Source organism: Neorhizobium sp. JUb45, assembly GCF_004343585.1.
Lineage (GTDB): Bacteria > Pseudomonadota > Alphaproteobacteria > Rhizobiales > Rhizobiaceae > Neorhizobium.
In genome coordinates this window covers 625,723-648,166 of sequence record NZ_SLYW01000001.1, presented here as the reverse complement: position 1 = coordinate 648,166, position 22,444 = coordinate 625,723, and the positions used below count along the sequence as shown (strand labels likewise).

The following is a 22,444-nucleotide window of genomic DNA, read 5'->3' as shown; positions in this document are numbered from 1 at the left end:
ATGGCCCCGGATGGGGCCCTTTCAGGTTTACAGCTTGAAGGTTTTCACCTCGTTGCCGCGCTCCAGATTACGGTTGGCGAGAAAACGCTCCCGCCGCGCCGCATCTGCCTTTCCGTGTTCCAGCATGGCGAGCATGCCGGCAAGACGCCGGATCGCCAGCGCCTTGTTGCGGTGCTGGGAACGCTCGTCGCGCGCCAGAACCGTTAGGCCGGTCGGGATATGCACGGCACGAACGGCGCTATCCGTGGTGTTCTGATGCTGCCCACCCGGCCCGCCCGCCCGCAAGGTCTCGAACCGAAGGTCGGCGGGATCGAGAGAGTTGTCGACCTGCTCGGCGGCAAGATCGACCGGCTGCACCGCCACGAACCAGTTCTGCCTCTTGTGGCCCGGCCGGACCGGGCTCTTGAACATGAACTTGATCGTGCCGGCATAGTCGCCTGCGAGAGCTGCGGCACCCTCGCCGTCGAGATTGACGATCGCCGATTTCGGACCGTGCCTGTCCGGCATCGGCCCGAAACTGACCTCGAAACCGCAACCGCGATTGCCCGCCTCGACGCGCAGGATATCGACCAGCTTCGTGACGGCAATCCGGCATTCCACCGGACCGTCGCCGGAGGTGACGAGAAGATCAACGCCGGCCATTTTTCTGCCTCCTCATCTCCCGATGCCCGGATTTGCGGTCGCGGCGATCGGCCTCGGCTTCGTCCACCGCCTTCTTGTAGGTGACGAGCGGACGCAAGGTCGCGACCGGCTCGACCAGCCCGGCGGCAACAAGATCGGCCACGACATGGCCCGAATCCTTGTAGGCGGCAGCCGCCTCCTCGATGACGAGATTGCGATCATCGCAGATCGCCACGCCACCCCAGGCATTGCGCAACAGCTGCTCACGATCCGAACGCGTCTTGCCGACCCGGCCATGCATGGTGGCGCGATCATATTTGCGGCCCGCACCATGCGAGATAGCACCGAGAGCATTCGCAACGCCCTCAACGGCCCGGACAATATGGCTGAGGCTGGCGCGAGAGCCGGCAACCGGTGCGAGTTCGCCCGGCTTCACCGCAGCCGCGCCCTTGTGGTGAACGAAGCCGCGATCCGACACCCGCACGAGATTGTGCGGGATATCTGCGATCCGTTCGACATCGGCCCCAAGGGAGAGACCGGCCCGTTCCGCCACCAGCTGGCGATTGAGCGAAGCCCAGGCAACGCAGCGGTCATGCGCGGCAAGCCACGCCTGCCCCGCTTCGGACGCTGGATCGATGCCATCCTTCACCGAGGGGTGGTTGGTCAGCATCGTTTCAAAGACCGACGCACCAAAACCGCGAGAGCCGGAATGAACAAGGATGTAAAGACGCTGATCGTCAAGATCCTTGCCCTCCACCAGCTTGTCGATGGCCTGCAACTCGCAGAAATGGTTGCCGCCGCCAATCGTGCCGAGCGAACTCTCGAAAAGTTCTGGCGGGAGGCCGGCTTCCTCAAGACGCGCGGAGACATCACTGAGCTCCTGCGCCTCGAAGGTACGCAGACGTGCGGTCGCCTTGTCGATCTTCAGCTTGCGCAGCGGCAGATCCAGCGCAAACAGCGACATGCCGCAGCCGATATCGTTGCCGATCAGCAGCGGATGAAGACGATCAGACAACAGCGCGACACCGGTCGCACCGTATTTGCCGGGATGAAGATCGGGAAATGCCACGATTTCCCTCGCTCCCGGAAGACGTGCCATCTCGTCAAGCTGGTGAAGGGCGGCGCCTTCGATCCAGGCCCTGTCCGAGAAGACACGGTGAATGGCCGCCGGCTGCACCGACGGCGTGTGGGAGCTATCGCTCCCGATGGAAGTGCCCATTTTGAAAAACTCTGGATAGGAGTGATCGTCTGCCGAAGAGCCGAAAAATCGGCGCGGCAGGTCAATCGGCATTCATCGGCACAATGACCGAGTTAAGCCGAAACCCCATTGGGGCGTGCGGAGATGTTTTGCATCGGGCGCTCCCTTGTTCCAGAAATCAGTGAGGCTCAACTAGTACAGGCGTCTTTCAGAAGCAAGCAGCGACGAAAGCGTGGCACATGACTTTGGGTCAGGCTGTGGCGAAAAGGTCGCCGTCACCAAGGAACACGTCATGATGCCGACCGGCTACATGACAAAAGGCCGAGCAATCATCTTTTTCGAATTTAAAGCGAAAATTTATTTGGCCATATCGCAGTGGCCGACTATTGTGCAGTGCAATATATTCCGCGACGCAACATTTTTCGCGGCATGCGCGAGATATTTCGCATCACATGCCGGAAAACGAAGTATCTGCATTCAAAAGAATTTTAGACACACCTGCAATGAGCAATTGCCCGAATAATTTACATTTATTCGGTACAATATTGGTGGGACGTTACTTCATTGGCACAACAACTATCAGTCTGCATTTTAACCTGCAATTAGTGCCAACCTGCCATTTTGTCGCACAAGCATGCTGTCGCGCCTCCCTCAGAGAAGAGCTGCGCCACGCGCCGTTGTGTTGTGCAGATTTATGGGTGGGGTGTAGCATTATGGCATTCAAAGATATGGCCATTTCAAAGAAACTCGGCATCGTCACGGTTGTGATGGGCCTGTCCTCGGTCGTGATCGCCGGCGTTGCCGGCAGCGGCCTTTACGGTCTCCAGCAGGCAATGGTCTCCGTCGGCTCCCGCGAGGAAGTGGCCCGCGAAGCGATGGACCTGCGCGTCGACATCATCGCCATCAGCCGCATGACCTACCAGCTGGCCGCTGCGCCGGAAAAGGCCAAGGATTTCCGCGCTGAAACCGACAAGCGTTCGACCGAAATGCTCGGCCGCCTGCCCAAGATCGAGTCGACCGCTGACGCCACCGAAAAGGATCAGCTGAAGACTATTCGCGGCGCAATGGAGAGCTATTTCGGCGAGATCCGCAAGATGGTCGATATCGCCGAAAAGAACCCGGCCGATACGGCAGCCATCGGCGCCGGCCTCAAGAAGGCACTCGATGGCCAGAAGGTCGTCACCGACACGGTCAAGGTTTACAGCACCTATTCCGGCAAGTCGCTGGCGGAAGCCCGTGCATCCGCCGTCGAATCTTCGTCGACAGCCATGCTGATCTCGGCACTGGCTGCAATCGGCTTCATCATTCTCGGCAGCGTCATCAGCACGCTGGTTGCCCGTCGCGGCATCATCCGCCCGATCCGCGACCTGACCGACGCCATGAGCCGCCTTGCCAAGGGTGATCTCGATGGCAGCGCCGTCGATGCTGCCCGCAAGGACGAAATCGGCGAAATGGGCCGCGCGGTCGATGTCTTCCGCAACAACGCGATTGCCATGAACCAGCTGAAGGCACAGGAAGCCGTGCTGCATGAGCGCAGCTCCGATCTGCAGTCCAGCATCGCCACCGTCGTCGCTTCCGCCGTTGCCGGCGATTTTACCGCCCGCATCCGCAAGGATTACCAGAGCGAAGACCTCAACCGCTTTGCCGGCAGCGTCAACGAACTGGTGGCCAGTGTCGACAGCGCCGTCACCGAAGTCCGCCGCGTCATCGCAGCGCTCGCCGATGCCGACCTGACCCAGACGATGGAAGGCCAGTTCCAGGGCGCCTTCGCCGAACTGCAGGGCAACGTCAACGCCACGATGGTGACGCTGCGCGCCACCATGCACAATGTGCGTGGCGCTGCCGGCACGATCAACAACAACTCGGCCGAACTGTCCTCGGCTGCCAACGATCTCTCCAAGCGCACCGAGCAGCAGGCCGCCTCGCTGGAAGAAACCGCCGCAGCACTGGACGAAATCACCGCGACGGTGCGCGCCGCCTCGGCCCGTTCCAACGAAGCCCGCGACATGGTGCATCAGACCAAGCAGAGCGCGTCGAAGTCCGGCGACATCGTCCGCTCGGCCGTCACCGCCATGGGCCGCATCGAGGAATCCTCCAACAAGATCAGCCAGATCATCGGCGTGATCGACGAGATCGCCTTCCAGACCAACCTGCTCGCGCTCAACGCCGGCGTCGAAGCTGCCCGCGCCGGTGAAGCCGGTCGTGGTTTCGCCGTCGTCGCTCAGGAAGTCCGCGAACTGGCACAGCGCTCCGCAAACGCTGCCAAGGAAATCAAGACGCTGATCAGCGCCTCTGCCTCGGAAGTCGAAGGCGGCGTCAGCCTCGTTCGCTCCACCGGCGATGCGCTTCTGGAAATCGAAAACCTCGTCAACCGCGTCAACGAACATGTGGAATCGATCGCCACCGCCGCCAAGGAACAGTCGATGGCGCTGGCCGAGATCAACTCCTCGGTCAACCACATGGACCAGATGACCCAGAAGAACGCTGCGATGGTGGAAGAAACCACTGCCGCCAGCGAAACGCTCGCCGAAGAAAGCCGCCAGCTGCAGTCCATCCTGCAGAACTTCAAGCTGGAAGAAGGCCACGCCTCGCATACCGGCCATCGTTACCGCTCGGCCGCCTGATCATCATCGGCACATCGAGAAAGAAGGCCCGGAGAGCGATCTCCGGGCCTTTCGCTTTTCAGGTTTTAGGGATTGCCAGCCCGCGCATGAAAAGCTCTTCGAGAAAACGCGCGGCATCCTCGAAACGCCCCTCACCCGACAGGTTCTGGCCGAGCACGGCCCGCACCTGCACGTCGAAATCCGCATAATGCTGGGTGGTCGACCAGATCGAAAAGATCAGGTGGTAGGGATCGCATTTGGCGATTTTTCCCGAACGTGCCCAGGCGCGGATCACCTCAGCCTTCTCATCCACCAGTTCTTTCAAAGGGCCTTTCAACTCGTCCTCGATGTGCGGCGCGCCTTGCAGAATCTCGTTGGCGAACAGCCGGCTTTCACGCGGAAAATCGCGTGACATTTCCAGCTTGCGGCGGATGTAGGAACGGATTTCCGATTCCGGCCTGCCATCGGCATCGAACGCCTTCAACGGATCGAGCCATGTGAACAGCACCCGGTCGATCAGCTGCCGGTGGATCGCCTCCTTGGTGCGGAAATAATAGAGCAGGTTGGGTTTCGACATGCCCGCCGCCTCGGCGATCTGATCGAGTGTCGAGCCGCGAAAACCGCGCGCAGAAAACACGTCGAGCGCCGCCTCAAGGATGCGCTCCTGTTTTTCCTCCTGAATGCGGGTGCGCCGCTGTGTCTGTGCCGCCCTTGGAATGGCCATATCTACCCTTTCACAGCGACCGCTGGCTCGCTCGAAACCGCCGCATTTTCAGGCATTCTGCCTTCAATTTCAGCGAATATTTTTCACGATTCCCGTCTTGAGTGCCAGCTTGAAAATTGCCATGTTTTACCAATCGGTCAAATTATCGGCGACCATAAAAACAAACGCAATGCCGATGTTGTTTCGACTGCAAAAGACAGGTTGCCAAAGACCTGCGGGGAAAACGCAATGCCGCCGAACGGCGGTTGATAACAGGCGAGGAAGATCACGATGGTGGCAGCACCCGGCGAGAACATGCGCGTCAATGGCGACCGCCTGTGGGACATGCTGATGGAGATGGCGAAGATCGGCCCCGGCATTGCCGGCGGCAACAATCGCCAGACGCTGACCGATGCCGATGGCGAAGGCCGCCACCTGTTCAAGGCATGGTGCGAGGATGCCGGCATGACGGTTGCCACCGACCAGATGGGCACGATGTTTGCGACCCGCCCCGGCACCGACCCGGATGCCCTGCCCGTTTATATCGGCAGCCACCTCGACACCCAGCCGACCGGCGGCAAATATGACGGCGTGCTCGGCGTGCTGGCGGGGCTGGAAGTGATCCGCTCGATCGACGATCTCGGCGTTAAGACAAAACACCCGATCGTCGTCACCAACTGGGCCAACGAGGAAGGCGCGCGCTTCGCCCCGGCCATGCTGGCATCGGGCGTGTTTGCCGGCGTGCATTCGCTCGACTACGCCTATTCGCGAAAAGATCCCGACGGAAAGACCTATGGCGACGAGCTGAAACGCATCGGCTGGCTGGGCGAGGAAGAAGTCGGCGCCAGAAAGATGCACGCCTATTTCGAATATCACATCGAACAGGGACCGATCCTCGAAGCGGAAGAAAAGCAGATCGGCGTCGTCACCCATTGCCAGGGCCTGTGGTGGCTGGAATTCACGCTGACGGGCAAGGAGGCCCATACCGGCTCGACGCCGATGGACCGCCGCGTCAATGCCGGCCTCGCCTTCGGCCGCATCCTCGAAGCGGTACAGGAGGCAGCAATGGCCGAACAGCCGGGCGCGGTCGCCGGTGTCGGACAGGCATTCTTTTCGCCCAATTCCCGCAATGTGCTGCCCGGCACGGTGGTCTTCACAGTCGACATGCGCACGCCGAGCCAGGAGAAACTCGACCGCATGCGGGCACGGGTGGAAAAGGCAGCCGCCGACATGTGCGCGGTCCTCGGCGTCGATTGCGCGGTGGAGGCGGTCGGCCATTTCGATCCGATTACCTTTGATCCGACCTTGGTCGGGCGCGTCCGTCATGCGGCGGAAAAGCTGGGCTACAGCCACATGGATATCATCTCCGGCGCCGGCCACGACGCCTGCTGGGCCTCGAAAGTGGCACCGACAACGATGATCTTCTGCCCCTGCGTCGGCGGACTTTCGCATAACGAGGCCGAGGAGATTTCCAAGGACTGGGCATCGGCCGGCTGTGATGTGCTGCTGCATGCGGTGCTGGAGACGGCGGAGATTGTGGTGTGATGCAGTGGGGGACACCGTGAAATCATTGACCACTACCCTTGCAGCAAGATCCCCCTCATCCGGCCCTTCGGGCCACCTTCTCCCCGTTGGGGAGAAGAGGCATTCATCGGCCTCATACCTCTACACCACCCGTAGCAACGCACGGTTGGAACCCATGACGGTACGGCTTATCTTCTCCCCCTCGGGGAGAAGGTGGCCCGCAGGGCCGGATGAGGGGGTACGCATCATGCCCGATGACCACATCACCAAACGCCGCGCCGGAAAGACGTCTCAAGCCCGGCGACTACGCCGCAACGAAACCGAAGAAGAATACCGGCTCTGGAGCGAACTCAGAAACCGGCTGCTGAATGGCTACAAGTTCGCCCGCCAAGTGCCGCTCGGTCCATACATCGTTGATTTTCTCTGCCGCGATAGAGGACTGATTGTCGAGATAGACGGTTTTCACCACGCGGACAGCATGTCCGACAGGATCCGAACCCAATGGCTGAATGCCAACGGTTACGCCGTGCTGCGGTTCTGGAACCATGAAATCACCGGCGAGCGCCGCGCGGTCCTCGATACCATCCTCGCGGCCCTCGCAGGCGATCTGGCCGCCGCTTGCGAAACGACACGTTTCTATCCGCCGGAGGTTTCTTATCATCGCATACGGGAGGAGAATGCATGACCAAAGTCATCAAAAACGGCACCATCGCCACCGCCGACCTCACCTACAAGGCCGACGTGAAGATCGATGGCGGAAAGATCGTCGAGATCGGCCCGAACCTGTCCGGCGATACCGTGCTGGACGCCACGGGCTGTTACGTCATGCCGGGCGGCATCGATCCGCATGTGCATCTCGAAATGCCGTTCATGGGCACCTATTCCGCCGACGATTTCGATAGTGGCACCCGCGCGGCCATTGCCGGCGGCACGACCATGGTGGTGGACTTCTGCCTGCCGGAACCCGGCCAGTCGCTGCTCGATGCGCTGAAACGCTGGGACAACAAGGCGAGCCGCGCCCATTGCGATTATTCTTTTCACATGGCGATCACCTGGTGGGGCGAACAGGTGTTTGACGAAATGAAAGCGGTGGTGCGCAACCATGGCATCAACTCGTTCAAACATTTCATGGCCTACAAGGGCTCGCTGATGGTCAATGACGAGGAGATGTTCGCCTCGTTCTCCCGCTGCGCCGAACTCGGCGCGCTGCCACTTGTCCACGCCGAAAACGGCGATATCGTCGCCGCCCTGCAGCAGAAACTGATGGACGCCGGCAATGACGGCCCGGAGGCGCATGCCTATTCCCGTCCCGCCGAGGTGGAGGGTGAAGCCACCAACCGCGCCATCATCATCGCCGACATGGCCAAGGTGCCGCTCTATGTCGTGCACACCTCCTGCGAACAGGCGCATGAGGCGATCCGGCGTGCCCGACAGGCCGGCATGCGGGTTTATGGCGAACCGCTGATCCAGCACCTGACACTCGACGAAAGCGAATATTCGAACAAGGACTGGGACCATTCCGCCCGCCGCGTCATGTCGCCGCCATTTCGCGACAAACGCCATCAGGATGGTCTCTGGGCCGGCCTTTCGGCCGGTTCCCTGCAGGTGGTGGCGACCGATCACTGCGCCTTCACCACGGCGCAAAAACGCAACGGCATCGGCGATTTCCGAAAGATCCCGAATGGCACCGGCGGATTGGAAGACCGGTTGCCGATGCTCTGGACCCATGGTGTGGTGACCGGCCGCATCACGATGAACGAATTTGTCGCCGTCACCTCCACCAACATCGCCAAAATCCTCAACATCTATCCGCAGAAGGGCGCCATTCTTGTCGGCGCCGATGCCGATATCGTTGTGCTCGATCCAAAGGCCTCGAAAGTCATCTCGGCGGAGAGCCAGCAATCGGCGCTCGATTACAACATCTTTGAAGGCCAAGAGGTGAGCGGCCTGCCGCGCTTCACGCTGTCGCGTGGAACGGTCGTTTATGCCGATGGGAAAATCCTGTCCAAGGAGGGCGACGGCAGGTTTGTCTCCCGTGCACCCTTCCCCGCACCGGCAAAGGCCTTGTCCAACTGGAAGGAACTGACGGCGCCTCGAAAAGTCGAGCGGTCCGGCATTCCGGCAAGCGGAGTATGATGATGCGCAAGCTCAGTCTCGCACTTCCCTTTTGCCTGTTCGCCCCGCTCAGCGCCGAAGCCGCACAATTCCTCGACGGAGCCTATGGCAACAAGGAGGGCTGCATCTACGCCAAAACAGGCGAATCCTCCGGCGCCGACGTATTTTTCCTGCTCAACGACGAGGGCGTGACGACAGCCGCCTCCTTCTGCGAGTTCAAGAGCGCCGCCACCAAGACCAGCAGCGGCTTCACCATCAAGGCACAATGTGATGCCGAGGGCGAAGTCGGGCCGGTCCACACCATGACGCTGACGAAATCGGCGAAGGGTTACACGATCACCGCCAGAGACGGCACCAAGTGGGGACCACTTCCCAAATGCAAATGAGCAAGAAGATCAGCACCGCCGCGGCAAAAACCTATTCGGTCGTCAGCGCCCAAAATCTCGGCCTGACCTTCGACACCAATGACGGCCCGGTGCATGCGCTGTCCAATGTCGATCTCGACATCGCCAAGGGTGATTTCGTCTCCTTCATCGGCCCGTCCGGCTGTGGCAAGACGACGTTTCTGCGGGTGATCGCCGATCTCGAACAGCCGACATCCGGCACGATCTCCGTCAACGGCATGACGCCGGAAGAGGCACGCAAGGCACGCTCTTACGGGTATGTGTTTCAGGCGGCAGCCCTTTATCCCTGGCGCACGATCGAAAAGAACATCGCCCTGCCCTTGGAAATCATGGGCTATTCGACTGCCGAGCGACAGGAGCGCATTTCCCGCGTGCTCGATCTCGTCAATCTGACCGGTTTCGGCAAGAAATACCCGTGGCAACTGTCGGGCGGCATGCAGCAGCGCGCCTCGATTGCCCGAGCCCTCGCCTTCGATGCCGACCTGCTTCTGATGGACGAACCGTTTGGCGCGCTCGACGAGATCGTCCGCGATCACCTCAACGAACAGCTTCTGGACCTGTGGTCGCGTACGCAGAAAACGATCTGCTTCGTGACGCATTCGATCCCCGAAGCGGTCTATCTGTCGACCAAAATCGTGGTGATGTCGCCGCGTCCGGGTCGGGTGACCGATGTGATCCACTCGACCCTGCCGAAGGAACGGCCGCTGGAGATCAGGGAGACACCGGAGTTTCTGGAAATCGCCCACCGGGTGCGCGAAGGTTTGCGGGCGGGGCATAGTTATGAGGAATGAGACTCAGCGATTTCAGTTTACCCCCCTCTGCCCTGCCGGGCATCTCCCCCACAAGGGGGGAGATCTGGGGTGGCAAGACCTTCCCGGCTCAGATCTCCTATCGCCCGCTGAAAGGCTGATTGTGGAGAGGAGTTCATGCGCCCGGCCGTTCTCCCCCCTTGTGGGGGAGATGTCCGGCAGGACAGAGGGGGGTGACGAAGGGCACAGGGCGGGAGATGTCGGAACATGAATATGACCACGCTGCGCCACCACACCCTGCCCGTCCTCACCATCGTCATCGCCATCCTCGCCATCTGGTACATTGCCGCCTACGCCCTCAACGCCCCCTTTCAGCGTGATCTCGACCGTCGCGGCAATGTCACCTCGACACCGATGGAGTTTCTCGCCAAAACCATGGCTCAGCCGAAACCGATCCTGCCGGCGCCGCATCAGGTGGCGCAGAACCTCTTCGAAAACACGGTTCTGCGCAAAGTCACCTCCAACCGCAGCCTCGTCTATCATGCCGGCGTGACGCTCTCCTCGACGGCGCTCGGCTTTATCATGGGCACGGCTCTCGGCATCGCCATTGCCATCGGCATCGTCCATGTCAGAACGCTCGATCGCAGCCTGATGCCGTGGATCATCGCCTCGCAGACCGTGCCGGTTCTGGCGATCGCGCCGATGGTCATCGTCGTGCTCGGCGCCGTCAACATCACCGGGCTTTTGCCGAAGGCGCTGATTTCCACCTACCTGTCGTTCTTCCCGGTCGCGGTCGGCATGGTGAAGGGCCTGCGCTCGCCCGATCGCATCCATCTCGACCTGATGCGCACCTATCACGCCAGCGCCTTGCAGACCCTTTTCAAGCTGCGCCTGCCTGCCGCCATCCCCTTCCTGTTCGCCTCGATGAAGGTGGCAGTCGCCGCAAGCCTTGTCGGCGCCATCGTTGCCGAACTGCCGACCGGCGCTGTGGCCGGTATCGGCTCGAAACTTCTCGCCGGCGCCTATTACAGCCAGACGATCGATATCTGGGCGGCGCTGATCGCCGGCTCCATTCTCGCCGCACTTCTGGTGGCCATCGTCGGCCTTGCCGCCAAGCTGGTCGATCGGGCCATGGGCGCGAGGACCAGTACGCGAACAAGCGGGAGGCCGGCATGAGACGCCTGAAACGCAACTGGCATTCGCTGTCCGCCGCCCTGCTGGCCCTTGCCGCCACGGCCCATATGCCGCTCACCCTGGCCGATGCCGCCAATCCGGCCAGCAACGGCATGCTGATCGCCGGCGGCATCGTCACCACGACGCTGATGTTGCAGGCGTTCGAAAACAGTGGTCCGGCGCTGCGTGGAATCCTTCTCTTCCTCGGAGCACATTTCTGCGCTTTCGCCCTTCTCTCCGGCCTCACCGGCAACGAGGGAAAAATGTCGGCCGCCTTTTTCCTGGCTATTGCCGCCGCATGGCTGCTGGCCTGGGGCAGCGCCTCGGAATTTGCCCACATCGAACCACGCGCCCGTGCGGCGAAAACCGTGCTGCGGCTGCTGATCCCGGCCATCTTTGGCGCCTGGATCCTCATCCTCTGGGAAGCCCTCACCCGCGGTTTCGGCGTGCCTTTCATCCTCCTGCCGCCACCATCGGCCATCGGCGTGCGCATCGCCTCCTCGCTCGCCATCCTCTGGGCCGATGTGCAGCAGACCATTTTCAAGGCGGCGCTGGCCGGTTATCTCCTCGGCTGCGCCTCGGGTTTTGTCACCGCCATCCTCGCCGACCGGGTGGATTTTTTGCGTCGCGGCCTGATGCCGATCGGCAATCTGATGTCGGCGCTGCCGATCATTGGCGTGGCGCCGGTCATGGTCATGTGGTTCGGTTTCGACTGGCAATCCAAAGCCGCCGTCGTCACCATCATGACCTTCTTTCCGATGCTGGTGAACACGGTGGCAGGCCTTGCCACGACGGGCACGATGGAGCGCGACCTGATGCGCACCTATGCGTCCGATTACAGCCAGACGCTGATGAAACTGCGCCTGCCGGCCGCCATGCCCTTCATCTTCAACGCGCTGAAGATCAATTCGACACTGGCTTTGATCGGCGCCATCGTCGCGGAGTTTTTCGGCACGCCGATCGTCGGCATGGGTTTTCGCATGTCCACCGAGATCGGCCGCATGAATGTCGACATGGTCTGGGCGGAAATCGCCACGGCCGCCGTCGCCGGCTCTCTGTTTTACGGTCTGATCGCGCTTGCCGAGCGGACTGTGACCTTCTGGCATCCGTCCAGCCGCGCGGGCTGAACGCAAAAGAATACCCGCCCCGCAGAAGGGTGGGCCAATACCCAAAGCAAAAACCACAGAGGAACAAGGAACAGACCGATGAAAAAACTTCTCTTCGCATTGATGGCCGGCGCGATGTCGCTGTCAGCCGCTGAAGCCAACGCCGCCGAAAAAGTGACGTTGCAGCTGAAATGGGTCACCCAGGGCCAGTTCGGCGGTTATTATGTCGCCAAGGACAAGAGATTTTATGAGGAAGAAGGCCTCGACGTCACCATCAAGCCCGGCGGCCCGGATATTGCCCCCGAACAGGTGATCGCCGGTGGCGGCGCCGATGTCGTGGTTGCATGGATGGGCGGCGCGCTGGTTGCCCGCGAAAAGGGCGTACCGCTCGTCAATATCGCCCAGCCCTTCCAGAAATCCGGCCTGCAGCTGATTTGCCCCAAGGATGGGCCGATCAAGACTGAAGCCGATTTCAAGGGCCACACGCTCGGCGTCTGGTTTTTCGGCAACGAATATCCGTTCTTCGCCTGGATGAACAAGCTGGGCCTGAAAACCGATGGCGGCGCCGATGGCGTCACGGTTCTCAAGCAGAGTTTTGACGTGCAGCCGCTTGTGCAGAAGCAGGCCGATTGCATCTCGGTGATGACCTATAACGAATATTGGCAGGCGATCGATGCCGGTTTCAAGCCGGAAGACCTCACCGTCTTCAACTTCTCCGCCATGGGCAACGACCTTCTTGAAGACGGGCTTTACGCCACCGAGGACAAGCTGAAGGACCCGAAATTCAAGGAGAACATGGTCAAGTTCGTGCGCGCTTCGATGAAGGGCTGGAAATACGCTATCGAAAACCCGGATGAAGCGGCCGAAATCGTCATGGACAATGGCGGCCAGGACGAGAACCACCAGAAGCGCATGATGGGCGAGGTCGCCAAACTGATAGGCACCGGCACCGGCGTGCTCGACACCGCCACCTATGACCGCACGGTTAAAGCGCTGCTCGACCAGAAGATCATCACCAAACAGCCGGAAGGCGCCTATACCGCCGACATCACCACGGCCGCGAAATAATCGCGACAGGGCCCGACAGTCTTAGCAATGCCGCAAACAGCGGGCATCCATTCGGGTGCCCGCTGTTACAATTTGCAAAGAAACTGCAAAGCGGGTGATACGCTGCCCTGATTGATTTGCGCTGCCCGAACCGGTAAATTCACGCAGGCGTGAAGCCGGTACTTGCATTCGCAAATGCCGCTGCACATTTGATCGGCGACGTTGCGTTGGGAGGCGCAGTCTCGATCGGCAGCGATTGGATTCTCTCCCATATTCATGAAAGAGTCCGTATGTCCCGACGCCGCCTTGAAATTCTGCCCGCCGCCATGTTTGCGATCGTTTCGACCTTCGCAGTGCCGTCCTTCGCACAGGAACAGCAGCCGAAACCCGCCGCGAAACTGCCGGCCATCGTCGTGACAGCGGTGACCGAGCGGCCGCTCACCGACCGCGTCATCGCCACCGGTACGATCCGCCCGATCAACGAGGTGTTCGTTCAGCCGCTCGTCGATGGTCTGCCGATCAAGACGCTGAATGTCGATGTCGGTGACCGCGTCGAGGCAGGCGCCGTGCTGGCGACACTGGACGGCGATGCGCTCATCCTGCAGAAAAGCCAGTATCAGGCCAACAAAGCCAAAGCGGAAGCAGCCCTTGCCCAATCGAAGGCGCAGGTGGTGGAAGCGCAGGCGAGCTATGACGATGCCATTCGCCAGCGCGACCGTACCCAGCGCCTTGGCCAGAGCGGCACAAGCTCCACCGCACAGGTGGAACAGGCCGATGCGCAGGCGCAGGTCGCCGACGCCAAGCTGAAGGCTTCCCAGCAGGCGGTCGGCGTTGCAGAGGCCGACATCAAGGTCGTCGATGCTCAGATTGCCGATATCGACCTGAAACTCGCCCGCACAGATGTTCGGTCGCCGGTATCAGGCGTCATTTCGGTCCGGACCGCCAAGGTCGGGGCGATTGCCGCTGGCAGCGGCGATCCGATGTTCAACATCATCCGCGATGGCGCCATCGAACTGGTCGCAGATCTGGCCGAGACCGATATCGGCAAGATCAAAAAGGACCAGAAGGCGACGATCCGCGTGGCCGGCAACCGCACCGGCATAGACGGCGTCGTGCGCCTTGTCTCTCCGACGGTCGATGCCTCGACCCGTCTCGGCGCAGTCCATATCGTCGTCGATGCGACGAGCGGCGCCCGCGCCGGCATGTTCGCCAGTGCCGAAGTGATCGTTGCGCAGACGACCGCATTGGCGCTGCCGCAATCGGCGGTGACCAGCGGTCGCGACGGCTCGATCGCCCGCAAGGTCGAAGGCGATGTCGTCAAGCAGGTGAAGATCGAGACCGGCATTCAGGATGCAGGTTTTGTCGAAATCGTCAGCGGCCTTGCAGCCGGCGACAAGGTGGTGGCCAAGGCCGGCGCCTTCGTAAGTGACGGCGACCGCATTGCGCCTGTGGAAGCCAAGAGCGCCGACACATCGAACCAAGCGTCGAACTGAGGGATTTCTCCATGAATTTTTCCGCCTGGTCGATCCGCAACCCGATCGCGCCGATCCTCGGTTTTGCGCTGCTGATGTTCGTCGGCATCCAGTCCTTTTATGCGCTGCCGATCACCCGTTTCCCCAATATCGACGTGCCGGTCGTGTCGATCACCGTCGTCCAGAACGGCGCCGCACCAGCCGAACTGGAAATGCAGGTCACCAAGGAGGTCGAGGATGCGGTCGCCTCGATCAGCGGCATCGACGAGATCCAGTCGACGGTGGTTGATGGCCAGTCCACCACGACCGTGCTGTTTCGCATCGAAAAACCGACCAACGAAGCGGTTCAGGACACCAAGGACGCGATCGACCGCATCCGCAGCGATCTTCCCGCCGATGTCGAGGAACCGGTTGTTTCCAAGGTCGATGTCGAGGGTCAGGCGATCCAGACCTTTGCCGTCTCCTCCCCCAACATGACGCTCGAAGAGATTTCGTGGTTCGTCGATGACACGGTCAAACGCGCCCTGCAGGGTCAGGCTGGCGTCGGCCGTATCGACCGTTACGGTGGCTCAGACCGCGAAGTGCAGGTCATGCTCGAACCCGGAAGGCTCGATGCCTATGGCATTACCGCATCCGAGGTGAACGAGCAGCTGCGCGGCACGAACGTCGATCTCGGTTCCGGCCGCGGCCAGATCGGCGGCAATGAGCAGGCGATCCGCACGCTGGGCGATGCCCGCAGTGTCGCGGAACTGAGCAATACGACGATAACCCTGCCCACCGGCAATTTCGTAAAACTCTCGCAGCTCGGCCGTGTCACCGACGCCTATGAGGAACAGAAATCCTTCTCGCGTTTCAACGGCAATCCCGCCGTCACCTTTGCCGTGTTCCGCGCCAAGGGCGCAAGCGAAGTCTCCGTCGCCGAAACCGTTGCGAAAAGTCTCGATCAGGTGCGCGCCGCCCATCCGGACGTCGCCATCGAGATGGTGGATGATAGCGTCTACTTCACCTACGGCAATTACGAATCCGCCCTGCACACGCTGGTCGAAGGTTCGATCCTTGCCGTCATCGTCGTGTTCCTGTTCCTGCGCAACTGGCGTGCGACGCTGATCGCCGCCGTCGCCCTGCCGCTGTCGGCCGTGCCGACCTTCTGGATCATGGACGTGATGGGCTTTTCGCTCAATCTCGTCAGTTTCCTAGCGCTGACGCTGGCAACCGGCATTCTTGTCGATGACGCGATCGTCGAGATCGAAAACATCGCCCGCCATATCAAGATGGGCAAGACGCCGTATCGGGCAGCGCTGGAAGCTGCGGATGAAATCGGCCTCGCCGTCATCGCTACCAGTTTTACCATCATCGCCGTCTTCGTGCCGGTGTCGTTCATGCCGGGCATTCCGGGCCAGTATTTTATCCAGTTCGGTCTGACGGTTGCGTTTTCGGTGTTCTTCTCGCTGATGGTGGCGCGGCTGATCACGCCGCTGATGGCCGCCTATCTGATGCGCTCAGAAGACGCGATGGATGACCATCACGACAATGACGGCCGGCTGATGCGGGCATATTCGAAGGTCGTCTCCGGCACCACCCACAAATGGTACTGGCGTTATGCGACGCTGCTCGGCGCCATCGCCTTTCTCGGTGCGTCGCTGTTCCTGCTGTCGAAAGTGCCGGGCAGTTTTCTGCCGCCGGAAGATTCTTCACGCATCGTGCTTTCGGTGGAACTGCCACCCAATGCGACACTGGAGGAGACCGATGAAACCAGTGCGCAGATCTACAATACGGTAAAAGATCTCGACGGCGTCGAAAGCGTCTTCGTGCTGGGTGGTGCATCCCCCAAGGGCGATCTCGAGCTGCGCCGCGCCACAATCCGCGTCATCCTCGGCAACATGGATCACTCGCTGCTGAAGACCATCGTCAACAAGGGTTTTGGCAACATTCCGCTGATCGGCACCTGGCTACCGAAAATCGAAGACCATGGCCGCACACGGCCGCAATGGGATATCGAGAAGGAACTGTTCGCCAAGGTGGCATCCATCCCGGATGTGCGCATCTCGAAAATCAACGATCGGGCGGAGCGCGAACTCACCTTCAATTTTCTCTCCGACAACAATGACGAGCTGAACGAGGCGGTCGCACTTCTGGAGTCCAACCTGCGCGCCTCGCCCATCCTCGCCAACGTTTCGCAGGATGGCGCCCTGCCCCGCCCGGAACTGCAGATCCGCCCGCGCAAGGATGAAGCCGCCCGTCTCGGCGTCACCCCGCAGCAGATCGCCCAGACCGTGCGCGTGGCAACGATCGGCGATATCGATGCGCAACTGACAAAGATCTCGCTGGATGACCGGCAGATCCCCATCCGCGTCCAGACCTCGCTCGATACCCGCCGCGATCTCGACCGTATCCGCGCGCTGAAAATCAAGACGGCATCGGGCGCCACCGTACCGCTCTCCAGCGTCGCCGATATCGATTATTCGGAAGGCCCAAGCTCGATCAAGCGCAATGCCCGCAACCGTGTCGTCGCCATCGGTTCCGACGTACCGCAGGGCACGGCGCTGGAAACCTCGACCGCCGAGTTCAAGCGCATCGTCGACGAGACGAAACTGCCGCCGAGTGTCAAACTGGCAGAAAGCGGCGATGCCAAGGTGCAGGGCGAAATGCTGTCCGGCTTTGCCAATGCCATGCTGCTCGGTCTGCTGCTGGTTCTGGTCGTCCTGATCCTTCTCTTCAAGGACGTGATCCAGCCTTTCACCATCCTGTTTTCGCTGCCGCTTGCCATCGGCGGCGTCGCAGTGGCGTTAATTATCACCCAGAACGCGCTGTCCATGCCCGTCCTGATCGGCATCCTGATGCTGATGGGTATCGTCACCAAGAACGCCATCCTGCTGGTCGATTTCGCCATCGAGATGAAACATGCGGGCATGAGCCGCGTCGACGCCATGGTAGAAGCCGGCCGCAAACGCGCCCGCCCGATCATCATGACCTCGATCGCCATGTCGGCCGGCATGCTGCCGTCTGCGCTCGGCGTTGGCGAAGGCGGCTCGTTCCGCGCACCGATGGCGATTGCCGTGATCGGCGGCATCATCGTCTCGACCGTGCTGTCGCTTCTCGTCGTGCCGGCCTTCTTCCTGATCATGGACGACCTGTCGCGCCTGCTCGCCCGCCTGTTCGGCCGACTGGTCGGGAAGAAGGACGAGGAAGAACTGCCGATGACGGAGGAGGCGCTCACCAAGGCAACGCGTGAACAGGCCGGTGATATTGCGGCACTACAAGAACGGATCGACCGCCTCGAACGCGATAGAAGCGATGACCGTTCACCGGGCAGCCAGGGTAACAACGTCCTGAGATTGCCGCCTATGGCCGCCGAATAAGCAACTCTCCTTGCCTGCCGGAGCGCAAGGAGGGGTAGCAGCAGGGTTTGCAACACCCGCAACTGCGGTCAAATGACACAAGCGGCATTTTCCGGCAGGCAGTTTGATGAACATCAAATTGCCTGTCAGGCCATCCGCTATCCTCCTCCTATCGAAAAACCGCCGGCCCTTTAGCCCCCGGCAAAGGAGGAACTGCTACGATGAACAAACACGCCATCACCGACAGCGAGCGCAGCCAGCTCCTGAAGACGACACTGCTCACCGGCCTTCAGGGACGTTCCCTGCAGCGCATGCTCGACAGCGCCATCGTCGAAGAACGCGAGGGACGTTCCTCGGTGTTCCGTCAGGGCGAAAATGCCGACGCATTCTACTGTGTCCTGAACGGTTACGTCCGCCTGTTCCGGCTGAGCCGCGAAGGCCGCCACGCCGATGTGCGCATCTGCCAGCCGAATGACGTTTTTGCCGAATGCATGATCTATGGCGGCGATGATTACACGTTCAACGCCCAGACCGCCGATACCGCAACGCTTGCCCGCTTCGACCTCGGCACCGTTCGCCGTCTGGCGGAAGAAGATAGCAATATCGCCCGCTCGGTGATGACCTGCCTCTCCCAGCACCTGATCGACACGATGCATTGCGTCGGCAGCGATCGCCTCAACACCGCGCCGCAGCGCGTCGCCGACTATCTTCTGGAACGTTGCCCGATCGACCGCGGCCCGGCCTCCGTCCAGCTTCCCTTCCAGAAAAACCTTCTGGCCGGCATGCTGGGTCTGGCCCCGGAAGCTTTGTCACGTGCCTTCTCGACACTTCGCCCGCGCGGCGTGACGGTTCGCGGCCGCATGATCCAGATCGGCGACGTTCAGGCTTTGCGCGAAGTCGTCTGATCAGGCACACCCGATCAGGGGCAGCTCACAGGCCGCCCTGCACTTCCAGAAACCGCACGACATGTTCGATGCCTTCGCCGCGCTTCAGATCGGTGAACACATGCGGTTTCTGCTCGCGCATACGGGCGGCGTCGCGGTCCATCACGTCGATATCGACATCGACGTAAGGCGCCAGATCCTTCTTGTTGATGATCAGAAGGTCCGAGCGGGTGATGCCCGGCCCGCCCTTGCGCGGGATTTCCTCGCCCTGACAGGTGGAGATCACGTAAATGGTGATATCGGCGAGATCGGGCGAAAAGGTCGCCGCCAGATTGTCGCCGCCGGATTCGATGAACACCACGTCAAGATCGGGAAAACGCTGGTTGAGGCCGGCAATGGCCTGCAGGTTGATCGTCGCATCCTCGCGGATGGCGGTATGCGGGCAACCGCCCGTCTCGACGCCGACGATGCGATCTGAGGATAACGCCTGCATCCGCACCAGCGCCTCGGCATCTTCCTTCGTATAGATATCGTTGGTGACGACGGCGACCGAATATTTCTCGCGCATCGCCTTGCAGAGTTTCTCCGTCAGCGCCGTCTTGCCGGAACCGACCGGACCGCCGATACCGACCCGCAGGGGACCGTTTGCCGATTTCATGAAAATGTCCTTGTCATTATGCTGCGCGCGAGAATAACGCCGCGCAATTGTGGTGCAATGGGGAAGATGCCGGTGGTGGGTTTTGCTGCCCGCCCCCCGCCAGTCGCAGGGATGCCGCATCTGGAATTGGGACAGAACCACGACCTCCCTTCGATCTCCCCCCATGTGGGGGAGATGTCACCGAAAGGTGAAAGAGGGGGGTGAGCAACGGAGCGGCAGGTAAATCCAAATCGGCCCCTTTGCACCTAGATTGCCCCCCTCTGCCCTGCCGGGCATCTCCCCCACATGGGGGGAGATCGGGTGAACGGTGCCCTCCGCAATCCATATCTCTGCCGTCGAAATCAGAAAAACAGGCCGCATTCGAATGAAAGGCAACCGGCAACCCGCTCACCACACCTAGGACCGGAACAACCGCGAATGCTGCACCTCATGCCTGAGCGACGCAATTTCCGCCTGCACGGTCGCCGTACCCAGATCGTCCAGCGTCAGCGCCCCTGCCCGCACCGAAATCGCGCCGATATCGGCCTCCGTGCCGGCCAGAACCCGCACGCCATCGGCCTGACCGCAGACACCGAGACGGATGGCTGCCGAAATCCATTGCGACACCGCCGCATGCAGATAGGCGGCAAGCGCCTTGTCGGCCGGCACGCCATGCGCGGCGGCAACGGCACCGACGGCCACCGGAAACGGCAAATCCACAGGCAGACGGGAGAACACCGGATGCGGCCATGCCGCAGCACCCGTTACAAACGCCTTGCCGAGCGACAGCGTTTCCGCATGGCGTTCCGCCGAGCCGGCCAGCGCCAGCCCAAGTTCGGAGACAGACGCCAGCGCCTCTTCATCCTCAGAACACCGCCAAGCCTCGCAAAACAGCACCGCATCGTTCAAAAGCGAACCATGCGCCAGCACCGTTCGCAGCCAGCCCGTCAGACCATCGGCATCCGTCACCAGCCGGTCATGCACGGCCCGCTCCAGCCCGCCAGACCAGGCAAAACCGCCCACCGGAAAGGCCGGCGACAGCCATGCCATCAGCCGCAGCAGGGCTTGCGTATCGAAGGTGGATGTCATGCCTGCTCAGTCATGATTGCAGTTGGGGCCATGCACATGACCGTGGTCATGGCCATGCCCGCCATGCGCATGATAGGCGCCACGCGCCGGCTGAAACGGTTCCTCGACATCATAGACCTTGGCGCCGAGGCCTTCCAGCATGGCGCGGATGACATGGTCGCGCAGGATCAGAATGCGCTCTTCCTCAATCTGCGCCGACAGGTGGCGGTTGCCGAGATGCCAGGCGAGTTCGATCAGATGCAGCGTGTCGCGCGCGTTGATTTCATAAAGCTTTTCCGGCGCCGCCTGCACTTCGATCGTGTCGCCATTGTCGAGCACGAGGCGGTCGCCATGGTGGAACAGCACCGCTTCCTTGAGGTCGAGCATGACCATGTCGCCATTCGACAGATGCAGCAGCTTGCGGCGCAGATGGCGCAGGTCGTGCGGCAGGCTGACGGTGTCGATCGGCGGATCGGTGACGACGCCGGCGGGGCGATAATAGTGAATGTGCTGCATGGTCTTCCCACTCGAATACGGTTGGCCGCATCATTGCCAACAGTGGCCGCCAGCACAAGCCCGACGGCAAGATGATCCGCAGAAACAAGGAGGGCTCACCCGGGAGGGGCACCGGGTGAGCCTCGCGCGTCACACCACTTTGTCAGCGCAACAGCGCCAGGGCCTCGTCGATCCCCAGCGCTGCCGGCTGAGTGCAGGTCGTGGTGGTCGCGACGAAACTGCCATCCTGGCCTGAACGAAGGATGGAGGTCATGACATCGACGCCATGCAGCGCCCGGTCGATCGAGCAACGCACATCGCGTCCCTCGATCAGCGCCGTCGCCATGTCGGCAAGGCCGGCTGTACGATAGTTGGCGCGCGGCCCTTGCGGGCTTTCCTGATTGGCCTTGCCGAACGGATGATCCCAGTCCTTGAGCGACTGGATATCCTTGTCGCGGCCGCTTGCTTCCACCACGCCGCCAAAAAAGTTCGGGTCAGGCACGTAGATCGAGCCTTCTGTGCCGTAGAGTTCCATATTGGCATGGCGGTGCGACCACACATCCCAACTGGCCGACAGCGTGATGGTGGCGCCATTGCCGAATTCCAGAAGCGCATGGATATTGGTCGGTGTCTCGACCGGAATGCTCTGGCCCTTCAGCGGCTCGCTGGTGATCAGGCGCGTCGGGCTAGCCATCGAGGTCAGCGCTGCAACCCGCTTGATCGGGCCAAGGAAGTTGATCAGGTTGGCGATGTAATAGGGGCCGAGATCGAGGATCGGCCCGCCGCCATTGAGGAAGAAGAAGCCGGGATTGGGATGCCACATCTCCATGCCGGGGCTCATCACATGGCATGTGCCCGAGGTGATGCGGCCGACCCTGCCTTCATCGATATACTGGCGGGCCAGCTGATGCGCACCGCCCAGAAAGGTGTCGGGCGCGCAACCGACGGCCAGTCCCTTCGACTTGGCGAGCGCCTGCAATTCCTTGCCTTCCTCCAGCGTCACCGTCAGCGGTTTTTCGGAATAGACGTGTTTGCCGGCCTCGAGGATCGCCTTCGACACGGTGAAATGCGCCGCCGGGATGGTGAGGTTGACGATCACATCGAGCTCGCCATTGGCGAGCAGCTCGGGAATGGTCTGCGCCTTCACGCCATATTCCTGCGCCCGAAGTTTTGCAGCTTCGGGGTTGAGATCCGCGCAGGCAAGGATTTTCAGGCCCTTGAAGAGCGGTGCAAGAGAGAAATAGGCAGTGGAAATGTTGCCGCATCCGATGATGCCGACGCCCAGTTCCTTGGACATGGAAATACTC

Annotated in this window: 19 protein-coding genes; 12 read left to right on the top strand and 7 right to left on the bottom strand. The window is 61.2% G+C overall.

Annotated features, from left to right (window positions below; all coding sequences use genetic code 11):
• Positions 1–27: 27 nt before the first annotated feature.
• Both prfH and EDF70_RS03080 read right to left on the bottom strand, forming a co-directional pair.
• A complete protein-coding gene (gene prfH, locus EDF70_RS03085) occupies positions 28–642 on the bottom strand; it encodes a peptide chain release factor H (RefSeq protein ID WP_132271793.1) in 615 nt (204 codons plus the stop codon).
• Entirely contained in the window at positions 629–1,840 is a 1,212-nt protein-coding gene (locus tag EDF70_RS03080) for an RNA ligase RtcB family protein (protein WP_132271792.1), read from the bottom strand. The genes prfH and EDF70_RS03080 overlap by 14 nt, the downstream gene beginning before the upstream one ends.
• A gap of 692 nt (positions 1,841–2,532) precedes the next feature.
• Between EDF70_RS03080 and EDF70_RS03075 the strand changes: the two genes are divergently transcribed.
• Positions 2,533–4,443 carry a methyl-accepting chemotaxis protein gene (locus EDF70_RS03075; RefSeq protein WP_132271790.1) on the top strand — a complete coding sequence of 637 codons (1,911 nt, stop codon included), beginning with the start codon at positions 2,533–2,535 and terminating at the stop codon, positions 4,441–4,443.
• 58 nt (positions 4,444–4,501) lie between these two features.
• On the opposite strand, the gene EDF70_RS03070 is transcribed toward EDF70_RS03075, so the two are convergent.
• On the bottom strand, positions 4,502–5,146 hold the full coding sequence (locus tag EDF70_RS03070) for a TetR family transcriptional regulator C-terminal domain-containing protein (RefSeq protein WP_132271788.1): 645 nt from the start codon (positions 5,144–5,146) through the stop codon (positions 4,502–4,504).
• Positions 5,147–5,416: 270 nt separating this feature from the next.
• Between EDF70_RS03070 and EDF70_RS03065 the strand changes: the two genes are divergently transcribed.
• The 11 genes from EDF70_RS03065 (at position 5,417) to EDF70_RS03010 (ending at position 18,958) form a co-directional block, all read left to right on the top strand.
• Positions 5,417–6,670, top strand: coding sequence for a Zn-dependent hydrolase (locus EDF70_RS03065; RefSeq protein ID WP_132271786.1), 1,254 nt, complete (start codon positions 5,417–5,419; stop codon positions 6,668–6,670).
• A gap of 154 nt (positions 6,671–6,824) precedes the next feature.
• Positions 6,825–7,334, top strand: a complete 510-nt coding sequence (locus EDF70_RS03060; RefSeq protein WP_245519028.1) for a DUF559 domain-containing protein — start codon at positions 6,825–6,827, stop codon at positions 7,332–7,334.
• The gene (hydA, locus tag EDF70_RS03055) at positions 7,331–8,785 is read left to right on the top strand and encodes a dihydropyrimidinase (RefSeq protein WP_132271782.1); all 1,455 of its coding nucleotides are present in this window, start codon (positions 7,331–7,333) and stop codon (positions 8,783–8,785) included. The genes EDF70_RS03060 and hydA overlap by 4 nt, the downstream gene beginning before the upstream one ends.
• A gap of 2 nt (positions 8,786–8,787) precedes the next feature.
• Positions 8,788–9,150, top strand: a complete 363-nt coding sequence (locus EDF70_RS03050) for a hypothetical protein (RefSeq protein WP_132271780.1) — start codon at positions 8,788–8,790, stop codon at positions 9,148–9,150.
• Positions 9,147–9,959, top strand: coding sequence for an ABC transporter ATP-binding protein (locus EDF70_RS03045; protein WP_132271778.1), 813 nt, complete (start codon positions 9,147–9,149; stop codon positions 9,957–9,959). The genes EDF70_RS03050 and EDF70_RS03045 overlap by 4 nt, the downstream gene beginning before the upstream one ends.
• A 225-nt stretch (positions 9,960–10,184) precedes the next feature.
• A complete protein-coding gene (locus EDF70_RS03035; RefSeq protein ID WP_132271776.1) occupies positions 10,185–11,093 on the top strand; it encodes an ABC transporter permease in 909 nt (302 codons plus the stop codon).
• Positions 11,090–12,217, top strand: coding sequence for an ABC transporter permease (locus EDF70_RS03030; protein WP_132271774.1), 1,128 nt, complete (start codon positions 11,090–11,092; stop codon positions 12,215–12,217). Before EDF70_RS03035 ends, EDF70_RS03030 begins: the two co-directional genes overlap by 4 nt.
• Positions 12,218–12,295: 78 nt before the next feature.
• Positions 12,296–13,264 carry an ABC transporter substrate-binding protein gene (locus EDF70_RS03025; RefSeq protein ID WP_132271772.1) on the top strand — a complete coding sequence of 323 codons (969 nt, stop codon included), beginning with the start codon at positions 12,296–12,298 and terminating at the stop codon, positions 13,262–13,264.
• Between the two features lie 269 nt (positions 13,265–13,533).
• Entirely contained in the window at positions 13,534–14,736 is a 1,203-nt protein-coding gene (locus tag EDF70_RS03020; protein ID WP_132271771.1) for an efflux RND transporter periplasmic adaptor subunit, read from the top strand.
• An 11-nt stretch (positions 14,737–14,747) separates the two neighbouring features.
• Positions 14,748–18,074, top strand: coding sequence for an efflux RND transporter permease subunit (locus EDF70_RS03015; protein WP_132271769.1), 3,327 nt, complete (start codon positions 14,748–14,750; stop codon positions 18,072–18,074).
• A 200-nt stretch (positions 18,075–18,274) separates the two neighbouring features.
• Positions 18,275–18,958: a Crp/Fnr family transcriptional regulator gene (locus EDF70_RS03010; RefSeq protein WP_132271767.1), complete on the top strand. Its 684-nt coding sequence runs from the start codon at positions 18,275–18,277 to the stop codon at positions 18,956–18,958.
• A gap of 25 nt (positions 18,959–18,983) precedes the next feature.
• Here the strand turns inward: EDF70_RS03010 and ureG are convergent, their stop codons facing one another.
• From ureG to EDF70_RS02990, 4 genes are all read right to left on the bottom strand, one after another.
• Positions 18,984–19,595 (bottom strand): urease accessory protein UreG, encoded by a 612-nt coding sequence (gene ureG / locus EDF70_RS03005; protein WP_132271765.1) that lies wholly within the window; start codon positions 19,593–19,595, stop codon positions 18,984–18,986.
• A gap of 396 nt (positions 19,596–19,991) precedes the next feature.
• Positions 19,992–20,663 (bottom strand): urease accessory protein UreF, encoded by a 672-nt coding sequence (locus EDF70_RS03000; protein ID WP_132271764.1) that lies wholly within the window; start codon positions 20,661–20,663, stop codon positions 19,992–19,994.
• A 6-nt stretch (positions 20,664–20,669) separates the two neighbouring features.
• Positions 20,670–21,158, bottom strand: coding sequence for an urease accessory protein UreE (ureE, locus tag EDF70_RS02995; RefSeq protein WP_132271762.1), 489 nt, complete (start codon positions 21,156–21,158; stop codon positions 20,670–20,672).
• A 142-nt stretch (positions 21,159–21,300) separates the two neighbouring features.
• On the bottom strand, positions 21,301–22,434 hold the full coding sequence (locus tag EDF70_RS02990; protein WP_132271760.1) for a Gfo/Idh/MocA family oxidoreductase: 1,134 nt from the start codon (positions 22,432–22,434) through the stop codon (positions 21,301–21,303).
• Between the last annotated feature and the right edge of the window lie 10 nt (positions 22,435–22,444).

What these genes read in the sequence shown, in the direction of transcription:
- prfH (WP_132271793.1), bottom strand. Translation starts at nt 642, where the DNA reads ATGGCCGGCGTTGATCTTCTCGTCACCTCCGGCGACGGTCCGGTGGAA.
- EDF70_RS03080 (WP_132271792.1), bottom strand. Translation starts at nt 1,840, where the DNA reads ATGGGCACTTCCATCGGGAGCGATAGCTCCCACACGCCGTCGGTGCAG.
- EDF70_RS03075 (WP_132271790.1), top strand. Translation starts at nt 2,533, where the DNA reads ATGGCATTCAAAGATATGGCCATTTCAAAGAAACTCGGCATCGTCACG.
- EDF70_RS03070 (WP_132271788.1), bottom strand. Translation starts at nt 5,146, where the DNA reads ATGGCCATTCCAAGGGCGGCACAGACACAGCGGCGCACCCGCATTCAG.
- EDF70_RS03065 (WP_132271786.1), top strand. Translation starts at nt 5,417, where the DNA reads ATGGTGGCAGCACCCGGCGAGAACATGCGCGTCAATGGCGACCGCCTG.
- EDF70_RS03060 (WP_245519028.1), top strand. Translation starts at nt 6,825, where the DNA reads ATGACGGTACGGCTTATCTTCTCCCCCTCGGGGAGAAGGTGGCCCGCA.
- hydA (WP_132271782.1), top strand. Translation starts at nt 7,331, where the DNA reads ATGACCAAAGTCATCAAAAACGGCACCATCGCCACCGCCGACCTCACC.
- EDF70_RS03050 (WP_132271780.1), top strand. Translation starts at nt 8,788, where the DNA reads ATGCGCAAGCTCAGTCTCGCACTTCCCTTTTGCCTGTTCGCCCCGCTC.
- EDF70_RS03045 (WP_132271778.1), top strand. Translation starts at nt 9,147, where the DNA reads ATGAGCAAGAAGATCAGCACCGCCGCGGCAAAAACCTATTCGGTCGTC.
- EDF70_RS03035 (WP_132271776.1), top strand. Translation starts at nt 10,185, where the DNA reads ATGAATATGACCACGCTGCGCCACCACACCCTGCCCGTCCTCACCATC.
- EDF70_RS03030 (WP_132271774.1), top strand. Translation starts at nt 11,090, where the DNA reads ATGAGACGCCTGAAACGCAACTGGCATTCGCTGTCCGCCGCCCTGCTG.
- EDF70_RS03025 (WP_132271772.1), top strand. Translation starts at nt 12,296, where the DNA reads ATGAAAAAACTTCTCTTCGCATTGATGGCCGGCGCGATGTCGCTGTCA.
- EDF70_RS03020 (WP_132271771.1), top strand. Translation starts at nt 13,534, where the DNA reads ATGTCCCGACGCCGCCTTGAAATTCTGCCCGCCGCCATGTTTGCGATC.
- EDF70_RS03015 (WP_132271769.1), top strand. Translation starts at nt 14,748, where the DNA reads ATGAATTTTTCCGCCTGGTCGATCCGCAACCCGATCGCGCCGATCCTC.
- EDF70_RS03010 (WP_132271767.1), top strand. Translation starts at nt 18,275, where the DNA reads ATGAACAAACACGCCATCACCGACAGCGAGCGCAGCCAGCTCCTGAAG.
- ureG (WP_132271765.1), bottom strand. Translation starts at nt 19,595, where the DNA reads ATGAAATCGGCAAACGGTCCCCTGCGGGTCGGTATCGGCGGTCCGGTC.
- EDF70_RS03000 (WP_132271764.1), bottom strand. Translation starts at nt 20,663, where the DNA reads ATGACATCCACCTTCGATACGCAAGCCCTGCTGCGGCTGATGGCATGG.
- ureE (WP_132271762.1), bottom strand. Translation starts at nt 21,158, where the DNA reads ATGCAGCACATTCACTATTATCGCCCCGCCGGCGTCGTCACCGATCCG.
- EDF70_RS02990 (WP_132271760.1), bottom strand. Translation starts at nt 22,434, where the DNA reads ATGTCCAAGGAACTGGGCGTCGGCATCATCGGATGCGGCAACATTTCC.